The sequence below is a fragment of the Pseudomonas yamanorum genome (assembly GCF_900105735.1).
Taxonomy (GTDB): domain Bacteria; phylum Pseudomonadota; class Gammaproteobacteria; order Pseudomonadales; family Pseudomonadaceae; genus Aquipseudomonas; species Aquipseudomonas yamanorum.
This window is the reverse complement of sequence record NZ_LT629793.1, coordinates 1,036,163-1,049,689: the sequence shown is the minus strand read 5'-3', so window position 1 is coordinate 1,049,689 and position 13,527 is coordinate 1,036,163. Positions and strand designations below refer to the sequence as shown.

Here is a 13,527-nt window from a genome sequence, read left to right as displayed (position 1 = left end):
GCATGGGCTGGGATTTGGCAACGCCGTTTATCATCGATCTTCAGGTCGGTGCCGAAGACATCGACGGCCTGGGGCACGCCAACAACGCGGTCTATGTGTCCTGGCTGGAACGCTGCGCATGGCGCCATTCCCAGCGCCTGGGGCTGGATCTTACCGAGTACCGCCGACTGGACCGCGCCATGGCCGTGGTGCGCCATGAGATCGATTACCTCGCCGCCGGCTACGAAGGCGATGAGCTGCAATTGGCGACCTGGATCGTCGACTGGGACCAGCGCCTGAAAATGACCCGGCGCTTCCAACTGGTACGGCCCCGTGACGGCGCCACGTTGCTGCGGGCGCAAACCACCTTTGTCTGCATCGAGTTGTCCAGCGGCAAGCCCAAGCGCATGCCGTCGGAATTTATTGAAGGTTACGGCCCGGCGCTGCAAGGCGAGTTACCCTCCGGCGCCTGAAACCCGTAAACTGCGCCACGTTTTTCGTTGAGTGTTTTCCATGCAAATTGCTTTGGCGCCCATGGAGGGGTTGGTCGACAACATCCTGCGGGACGTGCTGACCCGGGTCGGCGGTATTGATTGGTGCGTGACCGAGTTCATCCGGGTCAACGACCGCCTGCTGACGCCTGCTTATTTCCACAAACTCGCCCCTGAGTTGCTGCACGGTGCCAAGACCGCTGCCGGCGTGCCTCTGCGTGTGCAGTTACTCGGTTCAGACCCGGTGTGCCTGGCGGAAAACGCGGCCCTGGCGTGTGAGCTGGGCTCTCAGGTGGTGGACCTGAACTTCGGTTGCCCGGCCAAGACCGTCAACAAGTCCCGTGGCGGTGCGGTATTGCTCAAGGAGCCGGAACTGCTCAACCAGATCGTCGAGCACGTACGGCGTGCGGTGCCGGCGCACATTCCGGTGACTGCCAAGATGCGCCTGGGCTTCGACAGCCCGGATGGTGCCCTGGTGTGCGCCACGGCCCTGGCCGAAGGCGGCGCGGCGCATATCGTCGTACACGCACGCACCAAGGTTGACGGCTACAAACCCCCTGCGCATTGGGAGTGGATCCCGCGCGTACAGGAGGTGGTGAAGGTGCCGGTGTTCGCCAACGGTGATATCTGGAGCGTTGAAGACTGGCGACGTTGCCGTGAAATCAGCGGCGTCGAAGACATCATGCTCGGTCGCGGCCTGGTGGCCCGCCCCGACCTTGCCCGGCAGATTGCTGCCGCGCGAGCAGGGGAAGAGGTGATAGTGATGACTTGGGCACAGATGCAGCCAATGCTTCACGAGTTCTGGCGGCAATCCGTCGAGCAATTGACCGAGCGCCAGGCGCCGGGGCGCTTGAAGCAATGGCTGGCCATGTTGACCCGCAACTATCCTGAGGCGGTCGAACTATTTACGCAGATGCGTCGGGAAACCGACCTGGAGCAGGTAGGACGATTGTTGGGAGTACCTGATTCGGTGGCGTTGCAAAATTAAGTTCATATATATAATCGTTTCAATACAGTAATTGAGGGCGCGGTGGGCGCCCTTTTTTTGCTTGTAATAAAACGTTGAGCCGTGAGAGGAACGATCGCTGCTGGGTTGTAGTTTGGTTTTTTAGTTGCTTTATATATGTGAGCAGGCTTCTTGTTTGCTACAGGATCTTGCGGTGTTAGATGGCGGTATTTTGAATTTTTATTAGTTTGGATATTAAAGCGCGCGCAATAACACAGGCTTGATGGATTTGTGTGAGTGAGTGATTTCAGCAATTTGCCTTAATACCTGACTGTTGCCTGATATATCTGTTTTGCCCACTGCGAAGACCGGTAAGGCACGATGTATTCCGGAAAGTCCATAGGATAACGTCTCGATTTTCATTTGATTTCCTTATGTGAAGGCTAAGTTTCGGAACCCGATGCCCGCAACACCCACGAAAGTAGCGAGTGTGCAGCACTTGGGTTTGTTTCCAGTCCAGAACCCGGACGGTTTGTTCCAGGCCGCTGACGGTGTTTTGGCAATCACTGAATAAGGATTTATTTATGTCTCATTTTTCGGTCAATAACTTCTCTCGCTTGAATAATGACTTCAATCAGCCGAGTACGGAGCTGCCAGGGTCTGTCGATAAGAGTGCGGGTGAAAAGCCGGCACCTGCAGCCGGTACATTATTGAAAAACAATCCCGCCGTTGGGTCGGACGGAACAGTTACCTTAAATAAAGATGCACTCGAGAAGTTGTTCGAGATGTTTGAGTATGCCTTTAAGGCTATACGGAACATGCTGTCCGGTCAGGGTGGGATGCCCAGGTTGATACCCGATGCAGGTCCACAGCCTAAACCCGAGAGAGAGGGCGATGCCCAGGTCAAGGATAAGGCTGGCAGTCATGCCACTGTGCTGAACACGACACTCAAGGACAAGGCCGGGACTCAACCGGAAGTGCTGAACACGGCACTCAAGGACAAGGCCGGGACTCAACCGGAAGTGCTGAACACGGCACTCAAGGACAAGGCCGGGACTCAACCGGAAGTACTGAAGACGGTACTCAAGGACAAGGCCGGGACTCAACCGGAAGTACTGAAGACGGTACTCAAGGACAAGGCCGGGACTCAACCGGAAGTGCTGAAGACGGTACTCAAGGACAAGGCCGGGACTAATCCTGAGGTGTCTACGCAGAAAGACACGCCGGCAAACAATCCAGCGGTCCTGAATTCCACGCTCACCGTAACGCCAAAGCCCCAGACATTGACGGAATTCCGCTTGCGGGAACCCGCGTTGCCCAAAGACGTGCAAGTGAACAACAGGAGCAATTCCGATGTAAACGTCACGGTCCAAGTGATGAACTGCCATTGCCCTCACCCGGATGTACCGAATCCACGCGCCCCCGTCCCGCCGAAGCCCAATGCACCGACGGTACTCGTCTCGCCGAAGCCAGACGCGCCGGTCTCGCCGAATCCAGACGCACCGGTCTCGCCGAATCCAGACGCACCGGTCCCGCCGACGCCAGGCGCCCTCGTCCCACCGAGCCCGGACGCGCCAATCCTGCCGACGCCAGATACACCGACGTCGGACGTTACCGCACCCGGCCCGGCCAAGGATGATTTCTTGCTGGAAACCACAGGCCGGCGCCGGGTTTATGACAACGACTGGCGTTCCCATCCTGGTCGCCGAATGAGCAGGTAAGTCAGCGACTTCCTCTGGTTTTTTCAATAAAGCGCTTCCCGGTCAATAAACGCCGGGGAGCCCTTGAAGAAGGATAGTTATATGTCGTGTTCAGAAATTAACAATGCGGGAAAGCTCGGCAACTATTACCAACACCTGGAAACCTGCACACCACGGCGATCGGTTCCGGTTGAGCAAGTAAGCGTAGATAGGCAGCCCCCCTCATCACTCGGTAATAAAGGTCAAGGTAGCGTTGGTAATACAGTCAGCGACGCCCCGGTATTAGCGAAGCTCCTTGAACTGTTCACCCAGTTTTTTACGCAGTTGCAAAGTCTGCTCACAGGCAAGGAGCAGACGAACATCGTTCCGACTCGGGTAACGCCTGCGCCCCAAACCACTGTGGTGCCCAAGCCGGACGCACCACTACCTGCTCCAACGCCACAGCGGCTTCCTGATCTGTCGGATAAGCGCAATGGCGCCAAGCCCGACAATATATGGAATGGATTTCGCCAAGGCCCCGACGGCAATTGCGTGACCATTTCGGCGATCAAGGCGGCGATGATGAAGTTCGGGCAGAGCCCGACCGATATTTTCAGGTCTGTTCAAGCCGTAGGTGACGGTTATCACGTCGTGATGCGGGACGGATTCAGGCTGGACTTGAAAAAACATGAATTGGCCACTGCGATAAGGGGCTCAAAGTTTGTCCCGATGCGTGATCCCGGCATGCTCAAGGACGCGCACTTTCTGTTTGCTGTCAGTGCCAAACGGGCACAAATGGAAAACAACGATGGGCGTGCTGCGAGGAGCTTTGATGCCGCCGTACACAGCCTGAACGATGGTGAGGATGAGCGCGTGGCAGGGGAAGGCTTCCTGCGACTGGGCTTACGCAGCCACATGAAGAAAGTATCGGTAAGCGCCTTTCAGGATAAGTCGTTGATAGGGATGGTCAACAGGAGTGCTCATTCGGTGGCCGTGGTCGATGGATGTGAGGAGTTCTACGGCAGGAAAGGAGGACCGCCGCGTTTCGGGGATGCAATCGCATTGGTCTGACGTTCTTCCTGGGCTAACAGCAGGCCCGGCATGTGGTGGTTTTTTAGAGGGGCATGACCTTGAATGTTTTGAACGTGAATATCGGCCTCAACGTTTTCCCTGGTGAGCAGGAAGCTGAAGAAAGGCCCGCCGACAGTGTCAGTGCCTTCAGTTCTACCGAGGGAAGGTTTGCTGAACACTTTGATACCAGCAGCCATTCGGCGGTCATCAAGATGATGATGGTCACGTTCGGCCCACGCCCCGTGGATATGTTTAGCGAGGTCAGGCGCGTCGGCGACGGTTACGTTGTCACTCTGAAAGACGGCTACACGTTGCATCTTTCCGGGCATGAGTTACGCCGCACCACAGCAGCGGCGAGATTTGTCGGCAGTGATTCAGGCGCGATGGAGAATGCGAATTTTGCGCTGGCGGTCTTTGTCAAACGCAAACAATTGTGCAGCGCTGACAGCAGTATCAACCGCCACTTTGATGCGGCCTTGTCGGCGTCTCTCCAGGGCGAGACTGCCTTTAATCTGCTCAAAGGCATGGGGATGAAGCGGTTTATGCGGCGGCTCCCTTCGCACCAGCTAATCGGCAAGGACGCCGTTGGCGTTATGGAAGCTCATGACTTTGGCGCCTCGTTGATCCGTAATGGGGTCGCGCATCGGTTTGACCGTCAATACCGCCCCGACCGGCCTTACGTCTACGTGCTGGAAAACGCCGGGCAGACGAGACACCACGCCGAGAAACCCGCGGGCATCCTGAATGGTTTTAATGCGGTTGAACCCAGGTTTGGCGAGTCGTTCGACGTCAGCAGCCATGCCGCGGTGATCAAGATGATCATGCTGAGGTTTGGCCAAAGTCTCACGGACATGCTTGAGAGCGTCACCCCGGTAGGCGGTGGCTATGAGATCACGATGAAGGATGGTTTTGCGCTTCACCTTTCCCAACAGGAATTGAAACAGGCGAGCCAAGCGTCGCGGTTCGCCGGGCCTGACCGGGAGGCCGTGAGCCAGGCCAACTTCATGTGGGCGGCCTATGTAAAACGCAGGCAACTGACGCGCTTTGATCCTGCCCCGGACAACTCCTTTGAACGGTCTTTATCAAGCGCGCTAAAAGGCGATACGCCCTACAGGGTCTTGAAGGATCTTGGAATGATTGGCTTTTTGCGCTTGGTTGCCGCCGACAAGATGCAGGCGCGGGGTGCTGCCGGGGTGATCAATACCTTTGGCTATTCGAGCGCCTTTGTCCTGGAGGGCGTACAGCACAGCGCTGGAAGTAAAGCCCCTGTCGCCAGGTCGTATGGCTACATGCTCGCCGGTGAGATACCTGCCGGATTACCGATTGATTCAAGCGCGGTCGTTTCGCCAACCTCCGATGTGCCGGTGGGTATCAAGCCTGCCGATATCTGGGGCGGATTCTATCAAGGGGTCGAGGGGAATTGCGTCACGGTGTCCGCGATCAAGGCGGCGATGATGAAGTACGGTCAAAATCCCCGAGGCATCTATAAAAGCATCACCCCGACACGGGACGGTTTTACTGTGACCCTGCGCGATGGCTGTACGGTGCACTTGACCCATGACGAGCTGAAAAAGGCCCGGGAAGGCTCACATTTCAAGGGCGCTGACAGCGGATTGCTCAAGGACGCGAATTTCCTGTACGCCGTCAGTGCCAAGCGGGCGCAAATGGAGAATCACGAGTTTCGCGCCGCCGCGAGTTTTGAGGCGGCTATGGGCACGCTCAATGATGGCGAGAGCCCGGGTGATGCGCTGCGGCGTCTGGGGTTGTACGCCTTTACGCGTCAGAGCAGCGTGCAGGAGTTGGCCGGTGGTGTGATTGGGACGCTGGCGAACTTTCGGCACTCCGTGGTCGTGGTTGATGGCGCGTTAGATGCTTACGGGTCCCCAACCCGACTGCGGACATCAGGCTGGATGCGTGAAGATGGCACCGCGCTAAAGTTGGTTTAGAGACCGCGGCCCGGCCTGGACCAGCAACTGCCGGAACCCCTCCACCGGCAACGGTCGGCTATGCAGATATCCCTGGTACAAATGGCACCCCAGCCCCTGCAGGAACGCCAGTTGCTCCGGGGTCTCCACGCCCTCGGCGATCACCGCCAGATTCAAGCTGCGGGCCATGGCCACAATGGCGCGGATGATTTCCGCATCGTTGGGGTCATGGGTGGCGTCGCGCACGAACGACTGGTCGATCTTCAGCGCATCCACCGGCAGGCGCTTGAGGTAGGTCAACGAGGAATAGCCGGTGCCGAAATCATCCATCGCAAAACTCACGCCGAGCTTTTTCAGGCGGCGCATTTTGCTGATGGTGTCGTCCAGATTCTGGATCACGATGCCTTCGGTGATTTCCAGTTTCAGCAATGTATAAGGCAGATGGTGCTCACGCAGGCTGCGTTCCACCCGCTCGACAAAGTCGTTTTGGCGGAACTGCCGGGGGCTGATGTTGACGCACAGGCTGAAATTCAGCGGGTCTACCAGGCCCTCGCTGATCAATTGCGCGAAGGTCCCGCAGGCTTCGTCGAGGATCCAGGTACCCACTTCCAGGATCAACCCGCTGTCTTCCAGCACCTTGATAAATTCAGTCGGTGATTGCGCCCCGAGCTGCGGGTGCTGCCAGCGCACCAGGGCTTCAGCGCCGACGATCCGGTTGCCCCGGGCATCCACTTGCGGCTGGTAATGCACGCTGAATTCACCGCGGGACAGGGCCAGGCGCAGGTCGGTTTCCATGCGCAGTCGCTCACTGGCGGTTTTCTGCATGCTGTTGTGGAACATCTGGATCGTGTTGCGCCCCGAGTCCTTGGCCCGGTACAGCGCAATATCGGCGCGCTTGAGCAAATCCGCCGGGGTTGAGCCGTGATCGGGGATCAGGGCCACGCCGATGCTCGGCGTGACTTGCAGGCGCTGGCCATCCAGAAACATCGGTTCGGACAACAGTTCGCGCAGGGTATCGGCCAACTCCGAAACCTGGGCACTGACCTGCTGACGCGAACCCTCCAGCCCGCTGAGCAGCACCACAAACTCATCGCCGCCCAGGCGCGCCACGGTGTCTTCCATGCGCACGCTGGCTTCGAGGCGTGCGGTGACGATTTTCAGCACGGTGTCGCCCACCGGGTGGCCGAGGGAATCGTTGATGTGCTTGAAGTGGTCCAGGTCGAGGAACAGCAGGGCGCCCCGCAGGTTGTGGCGCTTGAGCAGGGCGATCTGCTGGCTCAGGCGGTCCATCAGCAGGGCGCGGTTGGGCAGGTTGGTCAGCGGGTCGTGATAGGCCAGGTGGCGAATCTGCGCCTGGGCGTTTTTCAGCAGGCTCACGTCCCGGGCGGTCAGCAGCAGGCACGGGGTTTCATTGAGGGTGATGGGTTCCACCGACACTTCAACCGCCAGCACTTCACCGCGCTTGTTGTGCCAGAGCATTTCCAGGTGATGAATGCGGCCCTTGATCTGCAGCTCGGCCAATAAAGCTGCGCGCTGGTTTTCATCGGCCCAGATGCCGATCTGATACAGCGTCAGGCCGATCGCCTCTTCGGCGCGGTAGCCGGTCAAGCGGCAGAAGCCGTCGTTGACCTCGACATAGCGCCCGGTATCTCGCTCGGTGATCGACACCGCGTCGGGGCTGGAGTGAAAGGCCTTGGCGAACTTCTCTTCACTGGCCTTGAGCGCCGCTTCCGAGCGTTGCTGCTGGGTGATGTCCCGCAAGGTGGTGACGATGCAGGGTTGATCGCTGACCTGGATCAGGCGGCTGGAGATCATGCAGTTAAGGATCTGGCCGTTCTTGTGATGAACGGTGATGGCCACGTTGCTCAGGGACTGTTCGCGAATCACCTGCTCGATGCGTTGCAGGCGCTTGCTGGGCTCATCCCACAGGCCGATCTGTTCGGCGTTGTTGTTGAGCACTTCGGCGGCGGTCCAGCCGAAGGTCTGGGTGAAGGCCGGGTTGATCTCGATAAACTGGCCGGTTTCCAGGCGTGTCACGCAAATCGGGTCGGGGCTGGCGAGAAACAGGCTGGCGAACTTTTCTTCCGACGCAGTCAGGCGTAGTTCGCGCTCGACCTGGTCGGTGATGTCGAGCAGCGTGCCGGCCATGCGCAGGGGCACGCCCAGGTCATCACGATACAGGCGGGCGCGGCTTTCCAAGTAGCGGGAGCTGCCGTCTTCCAGTTGCACGCGATAGGTCAGTTGGTAGTTGCCCGCCGGGCCTTCGCGCAGGGTGCGGTAGGCGTTGCGCATGTTTTCGCGCTCTTCAGTGGGCATGCCTTCAAAAAACGCCTCGAAGGATTCGTGAAACGGTTGGGGTTCCAGCCCGTGCAACTGGGCGGCGCGCGCCGAGCCGTAGAGCATGCCGCTGGGGATGTGCCAGTCCCAGGTGCCCAGTTGTGCCGAGTCGAGGGCCAGGTCCAGACGTTCCTGGCTGTCCTTGAGGGCTTGTTCGGCATTTTTGCGTTCAGTGGTGTCGAGAAAGGTGCTGATCAGGTAGTCCTCGCCGTCCAGCTCGACTTTCTGGGCGCTGAGGGTGCCATCGTGGATCTGCCCGTTGCTGGCGCGAAACTGCACTTCCATGGTGATGGGGGCGCCTTTGCGATGGGTAGCCTTGACCAGATGCGCGCGTTGTTCGGGGTGTACCCAGAGGCCCAGCTCCAATGTGCTGCGGCCAATGGCATCGGCCAGCGGCCAGCCGAACAGGCTCTCGAAATACTGGTTGGCTTCGCTGATCAGGCCGTCCGTCTGGCGGGTCAGTAGAACCATCAGCGGGCACAGGTGAAACAGCGTGGCGAAGCGTTTTTCCGAGTGGCTGAGGGCGTGTTCGCGTTCGCGCTGGTGGGTGATCTCGCGGATTACCCCGATCATTCGCCGACGCCCGGCCTTGTCCGGTAGCAGGTTGCCATTGATTTCCAGCCAGTGCAGGCTGCCATCGGGCCATTGGATACGGTGGTGCATGGCTTGGACAGCGGGCTCGCCGGCCAGCACCGCATGAAAGGCCCGGACTACCTTGGCGCGGTCCTCGGGAGCCAGCAGGTCCAGGTACTCCAGGTCTTCAGGCAGCGGCTGGCGCGGGTCGAAGCCGAACAGGGCCTGGGTGCCTCGGGACCAGCTGATCCGGCCGGTATCGATTTCCCAGCTCCAGGCGCCCAGCCGGGCAGCATTGAGGGCCGCCAGCAGTTGCGGCGCGCTGTCCCAGCTCTGTTCCGCCTCCTGTGGGTCCAGGGCGTAGATGCGGGGCAGGGGTGGCACGGTATCGACGGGGTTGCGCATTATCAAAGGGCCTTGGCTCAATGGGCGTTCGGCGCGGGTTCACGGTCTAGGGGCCACGGCGATTCAAGCCTGATTCCCTGGCAGATCGACCTGTGCATCCAATAGGCTCATGAAAGCCCGCGCAGCGTTCGACAGCGTCCTTTCGGTGTGCACGATATAGCCTAGCTGGCGACTGAGCTGTATGCCCGGCAAAGCGATGCGTGCCACCTGATCATCGAGCATCGTGCGTGGCAGCACGCTCCAGGCCAGGCCGATGGAGACCATCATCTTGATGGTTTCCAGGTAGTTGGTGCTCATGGCGATGTTCGGCGTCAGGCCCTGGGCCTCGAACAGCCGCTGCACGATGTGGTGGGTAAAGGTGTTGCCCCCGGGAAACACCGCCGGGTGCCGGGCGATGTCCGCCAGGTTGACGCTGCCGTTGCTGATCAGGCTGTGTTCCGGTGCCACCACGAAATCCAGCGGGTCGTCCCACACCGGGGTGGCCCGCACCAGCGTGTGGGGCTCCGGCGCGAGGGTGATCACGGCCACCTCGGCGCGGCCATGGAGGATTTCTTCGTAGGCCACTTCCGAATCGAGAAACTGAATATCCAGGGCGACGTTCGGGTATTCCCGGGTAAACGTACGCAGTACCGGCGGCAGGCGGTGCAGGCCGATATGGTGGCTGGTGGCCAGAGTGAGGCGCCCGCTGACCTCGCCGGTGAGGTTGGTCAGGGCGCGGCGGGTGTCGTCCAGCACGTTGAGAATCTGATATGCCCGCGGTAGTAATGCGCGCCCGGCTTCGGTGAGGCCGACTTCGCGCCCCAGCCGGTCGAACAGGCGCACCTTTAATTGCTGCTCCAGGCCGGCGATGCGCTTGCTGATGGCGGGTTGGGTGAGGTGCAGGCGTTCGCCGGCACCGGAGAAGCTGCCGGTCTCGGCGATGGCGATAAAGGCATTGAGGTTGGCCAGGTCCATTGTGCTATTCCAGTTGGTAATCCAAAGCATAAAAAATATGAATTTGAGTTATTTAATGTAGCGCCATACCATCAGCCTCACAAGCCAAGGGGTTATTGAATCGTTCAAGGCCCGGGGCATAGAAACACCTGATGAGGACCGCGTGATGGCCGGCAAAACGCTTTACGACAAGCTTTGGGATTCCCATGAAGTGAAACGGCGCGATGATGGGTCGTCGCTGATCTACATCGACCGTCACATCATCCATGAAGTGACCTCGCCTCAAGCGTTCGAAGGCCTGCGACTGGCCGGGCGCAAGCCTTGGCGCGTCGACTCGATCATCGCCACCCCGGACCACAACGTGCCGACTACCCCGGAGCGTAAAGGCGGGATCGACGCCATCGTCGACACCGTGTCGCGCCTCCAGGTGCAGACCCTCGATGATTACTGCGACGAATATGGCATCACCGAATTCAAGATGAATGACGTGCGTCAAGGCATCGTTCACGTGATCGGCCCGGAGCAGGGCGCCACCTTGCCCGGCATGACCGTGGTCTGCGGTGACTCCCACACCTCCACCCACGGTGCGTTTGGTGCCTTGGCTCACGGCATCGGCACTTCCGAGGTGGAGCACGTTTTCGCCACCCAGTGCCTCGTTGCCAAGAAAATGAAGAACATGCTGGTGTCGGTGGAAGGTGAACTGCCTTTCGGCGTCACTGCCAAAGACATCGTCCTCGCGGTGATCGGCAAGATCGGCACCGCCGGCGGTAACGGCCATGCCATCGAATTCGCCGGCAGCGCGATTCGCGACCTGTCCATCGAAGGCCGCATGACTATCTGCAACATGTCCATCGAAGCCGGTGCCCGCGTGGGCATGGTAGCGGCGGACGAGAAGACCATTGCCTACGTCAAGGGTCGTCCATTCGCACCGAGTGGCGCCGATTGGGACGCGGCTGTCGAAGCCTGGAAAGACCTGGTGTCCGACGCCGACGCGGTATTCGACACCGTGGTCACCCTCGACGCCGCCCAGATCAAGCCGCAAGTCAGCTGGGGCACTTCGCCGGAAATGGTGTTGGCCGTTGATCAGAACGTGCCGGACCCGGCCAAGGAAGCCGACCTGGTCAAACGCGGCTCCATCGAGCGCGCCTTGAAGTACATGGGTTTGAAAGCCAACCAGGCGATCACCGACATCCAGCTGGATCGCGTGTTTATTGGCTCCTGCACCAACTCGCGGATCGAAGACTTGCGCGCTGCGGCCGTCATCGCCAAGGGCCGCAAAGTCGCCTCGACCATCAAGCAGGCGATCGTGGTGCCAGGTTCGGGTCTGGTTAAAGCCCAGGCTGAAGCTGAAGGCCTCGACAAGATCTTCCTCGAAGCCGGTTTTGAATGGCGCGAGCCGGGCTGCTCCATGTGCCTGGCAATGAACCCGGACCGTTTGGAGTCGGGCGAGCATTGCGCGTCCACCTCCAACCGTAACTTCGAAGGGCGTCAGGGCGCCGGTGGCCGTACCCACCTGGTGAGCCCGGCCATGGCCGCTGCGGCTGCCGTCAACGGTCGTTTCATCGACGTTCGCGAATTGATCTGAGGAATACCCGATGAAAGCTTTTACCCAACACACCGGTTTAGTCGCGCCGTTGGACCGTGCCAACGTGGACACCGACCAGATCATTCCCAAGCAGTTCTTGAAGTCGATCAAGCGCACCGGCTTCGGCCCGAACCTGTTCGACGAGTGGCGCTACCTGGACGTGGGCTATGCCTACCAGGACAACTCCAAGCGCCCGTTGAACAAGGAGTTCGTGCTCAACGCCGAACGTTACCAAGGCGCCAGCGTATTGCTGGCCCGGGAAAACTTCGGTTGCGGCTCCAGCCGTGAACACGCGCCGTGGGCCCTGGAAGAATATGGCTTTCGCAGCATCATCGCGCCGAGCTACGCCGACATCTTCTTCAACAACAGCTTCAAGAACGGCTTGCTGCCGATCATCTTGAGCGATGCCGAAGTGGACGAGTTGTTCCAGCAAGTGGAAGCCGATGTGGGCTACCAGCTGACCATCGACCTGGCGGCGCAGACCGTGACCCGTCCGGACGGCAAGGTGTATCACTTTGAAGTGGACGCCTTCCGCAAACACTGCCTGATCAATGGCCTGGACGACATCGGCCTGACCTTGCAGGACGGTGATGCGATTGCAGCGTTTGAAGCCAAGCACCGGGCGAGTCAGCCTTGGTTGTTTCGCGACGCTTGATTCTATGTAGACCGGACTGGCCCCTTCGCGAGCAAGCCCGCTCCCACATTTGATTGCATTTCAACTGAAGAAACTCGGTCGAATGTGGGGAGCGGGCTTGCTCGCGAAAGGGCCAGCAGCAGCAACACAAAAACCAGGACACCATCATGACCAGCACCGCCCACACCCAAGTCGTGCAAAAACAATTCGGCGAGCAGGCCTCGGCCTACCTGAGCAGCGCAGTTCACGCTCAAGGCAGCGAATTCGCGCTGCTCCAGGCCGAACTGGCCGGGCAGGGCGCTGCGCGACTGCTGGACCTGGGTTGCGGCGCCGGTCATGTGAGTTTCAACGTTGCACCGTTGGTTAAAGAAGTGGTGGCCTACGACCTGTCCCAGCAGATGCTCGACGTGGTCGCCGCCGCTGCCGTGGACCGTGGCCTGGGTAACATCCGCACCGTGCACGGCGCCGCCGAGCGCCTGCCGTTTGCCGATGGCGAGTTCGACTTCGTGTTCAGCCGCTACTCGGCCCACCACTGGAGCGACCTCGGCCTGGCCCTGCGTGAAGTGCGTCGGGTGCTCAAGCCGGGCGGTGTGGCCGCGTTTGTGGACGTCTTGTCACCGGGCAGCCCGCTGTTGGACACTTACCTGCAAACCGTCGAAGTGCTGCGCGACACCAGCCACGTGCGCGACTATTCCGCCGGCGAGTGGATGCGCCAGCTCAGCGAAGCCGGTTTGCATGTACGCAACAGCAGCCGCCAGCGCCTGCGCCTGGAATACACCTCGTGGGTGGAGCGCATGCGTACCCCAGAGGTATTGCGTGCCGCGATCCTGGAGTTGCAAAAGGCGATGGGCCAGGAAGTGCGCGATTATTTCGAGATTCAAGCCGACGGCACCTTCAGCACCGACGTGCTGGTGGTGTGGGCCGAACGCTGATTAATTTTTCCCGACCTGCCCCTGGGCGGGTCGCTTG

At 59.8% G+C, this 13,527-nt stretch carries 11 protein-coding genes; 8 read left to right on the top strand and 3 right to left on the bottom strand.

The features are described 5' to 3' along the window. The first annotated feature begins 2 nt into the window (after positions 1-2). Positions 3-452 carry an acyl-CoA thioesterase gene (locus BLU46_RS05275; protein WP_093199400.1) on the top strand — a complete coding sequence of 150 codons (450 nt, stop codon included), beginning with the start codon at positions 3-5 and terminating at the stop codon, positions 450-452. 40 nt (positions 453-492) lie between these two features. Continuing rightward, the gene (locus BLU46_RS05270) at positions 493-1,458 is read left to right on the top strand and encodes a tRNA dihydrouridine synthase (RefSeq protein ID WP_093199396.1); all 966 of its coding nucleotides are present in this window, start codon (positions 493-495) and stop codon (positions 1,456-1,458) included. 213 nt (positions 1,459-1,671) lie between these two features. On the opposite strand, the gene BLU46_RS32780 is transcribed toward BLU46_RS05270, so the two are convergent. Next, the gene (locus tag BLU46_RS32780; protein WP_157721269.1) at positions 1,672-1,839 is read right to left on the bottom strand and encodes a hypothetical protein; all 168 of its coding nucleotides are present in this window, start codon (positions 1,837-1,839) and stop codon (positions 1,672-1,674) included. A gap of 416 nt (positions 1,840-2,255) precedes the next feature. On the opposite strand from BLU46_RS32780, the gene BLU46_RS05265 reads away from it, so the two are divergent. The 3 genes from BLU46_RS05265 (at position 2,256) to BLU46_RS05255 (ending at position 6,112) form a co-directional block, all read left to right on the top strand. Then, the gene (locus BLU46_RS05265) at positions 2,256-3,137 is read left to right on the top strand and encodes an adhesin (RefSeq protein ID WP_231988870.1); all 882 of its coding nucleotides are present in this window, start codon (positions 2,256-2,258) and stop codon (positions 3,135-3,137) included. A gap of 81 nt (positions 3,138-3,218) precedes the next feature. Further along, positions 3,219-4,166: a hypothetical protein gene (locus BLU46_RS05260; RefSeq protein WP_063031736.1), complete on the top strand. Its 948-nt coding sequence runs from the start codon at positions 3,219-3,221 to the stop codon at positions 4,164-4,166. 53 nt (positions 4,167-4,219) lie between these two features. After that, positions 4,220-6,112, top strand: coding sequence for a hypothetical protein (locus BLU46_RS05255; protein ID WP_093199386.1), 1,893 nt, complete (start codon positions 4,220-4,222; stop codon positions 6,110-6,112). Here BLU46_RS05255 and BLU46_RS05250 read toward each other — a convergent pair. Then, a complete protein-coding gene (locus BLU46_RS05250) occupies positions 6,098-9,406 on the bottom strand; it encodes a bifunctional diguanylate cyclase/phosphodiesterase (RefSeq protein ID WP_093199381.1) in 3,309 nt (1,102 codons plus the stop codon). The two genes, BLU46_RS05255 and BLU46_RS05250, sit on opposite strands and share 15 nt — an antisense overlap. A 63-nt stretch (positions 9,407-9,469) precedes the next feature. Next, positions 9,470-10,360 (bottom strand): LysR family transcriptional regulator, encoded by an 891-nt coding sequence (locus BLU46_RS05245; RefSeq protein ID WP_017478796.1) that lies wholly within the window; start codon positions 10,358-10,360, stop codon positions 9,470-9,472. Positions 10,361-10,505: 145 nt separating this feature from the next. Here BLU46_RS05245 and leuC point away from each other — a divergent pair, with 145 nt between their 5' ends. The 3 genes from leuC (at position 10,506) to BLU46_RS05230 (ending at position 13,490) form a co-directional block, all read left to right on the top strand. After that, complete coding sequence (leuC, locus tag BLU46_RS05240) at positions 10,506-11,924, top strand: 3-isopropylmalate dehydratase large subunit (protein ID WP_063031730.1); 1,419 nt, start codon at positions 10,506-10,508, stop codon at positions 11,922-11,924. A 10-nt stretch (positions 11,925-11,934) separates the two neighbouring features. Then, positions 11,935-12,579: a 3-isopropylmalate dehydratase small subunit gene (leuD, locus tag BLU46_RS05235; RefSeq protein ID WP_017478797.1), complete on the top strand. Its 645-nt coding sequence runs from the start codon at positions 11,935-11,937 to the stop codon at positions 12,577-12,579. Positions 12,580-12,725: 146 nt separating this feature from the next. Continuing rightward, positions 12,726-13,490, top strand: coding sequence for a class I SAM-dependent methyltransferase (locus BLU46_RS05230; protein WP_093199374.1), 765 nt, complete (start codon positions 12,726-12,728; stop codon positions 13,488-13,490). Positions 13,491-13,527: the final 37 nt, after the last annotated feature.

Coding starts and splice junctions, on each gene's coding strand:
- BLU46_RS05275 (WP_093199400.1), top strand. CDS start 3: ATGGGCTGGGATTTGGCAACGCCGTTTATCATCGATCTTCAGGTCGGT.
- BLU46_RS05270 (WP_093199396.1), top strand. CDS start 493: ATGCAAATTGCTTTGGCGCCCATGGAGGGGTTGGTCGACAACATCCTG.
- BLU46_RS32780 (WP_157721269.1), bottom strand. CDS start 1,839: ATGAAAATCGAGACGTTATCCTATGGACTTTCCGGAATACATCGTGCC.
- BLU46_RS05265 (WP_231988870.1), top strand. CDS start 2,256: ATGCCCAGGTTGATACCCGATGCAGGTCCACAGCCTAAACCCGAGAGA.
- BLU46_RS05260 (WP_063031736.1), top strand. CDS start 3,219: ATGTCGTGTTCAGAAATTAACAATGCGGGAAAGCTCGGCAACTATTAC.
- BLU46_RS05255 (WP_093199386.1), top strand. CDS start 4,220: ATGACCTTGAATGTTTTGAACGTGAATATCGGCCTCAACGTTTTCCCT.
- BLU46_RS05250 (WP_093199381.1), bottom strand. CDS start 9,406: ATGCGCAACCCCGTCGATACCGTGCCACCCCTGCCCCGCATCTACGCC.
- BLU46_RS05245 (WP_017478796.1), bottom strand. CDS start 10,360: ATGGACCTGGCCAACCTCAATGCCTTTATCGCCATCGCCGAGACCGGC.
- leuC (WP_063031730.1), top strand. CDS start 10,506: ATGGCCGGCAAAACGCTTTACGACAAGCTTTGGGATTCCCATGAAGTG.
- leuD (WP_017478797.1), top strand. CDS start 11,935: ATGAAAGCTTTTACCCAACACACCGGTTTAGTCGCGCCGTTGGACCGT.
- BLU46_RS05230 (WP_093199374.1), top strand. CDS start 12,726: ATGACCAGCACCGCCCACACCCAAGTCGTGCAAAAACAATTCGGCGAG.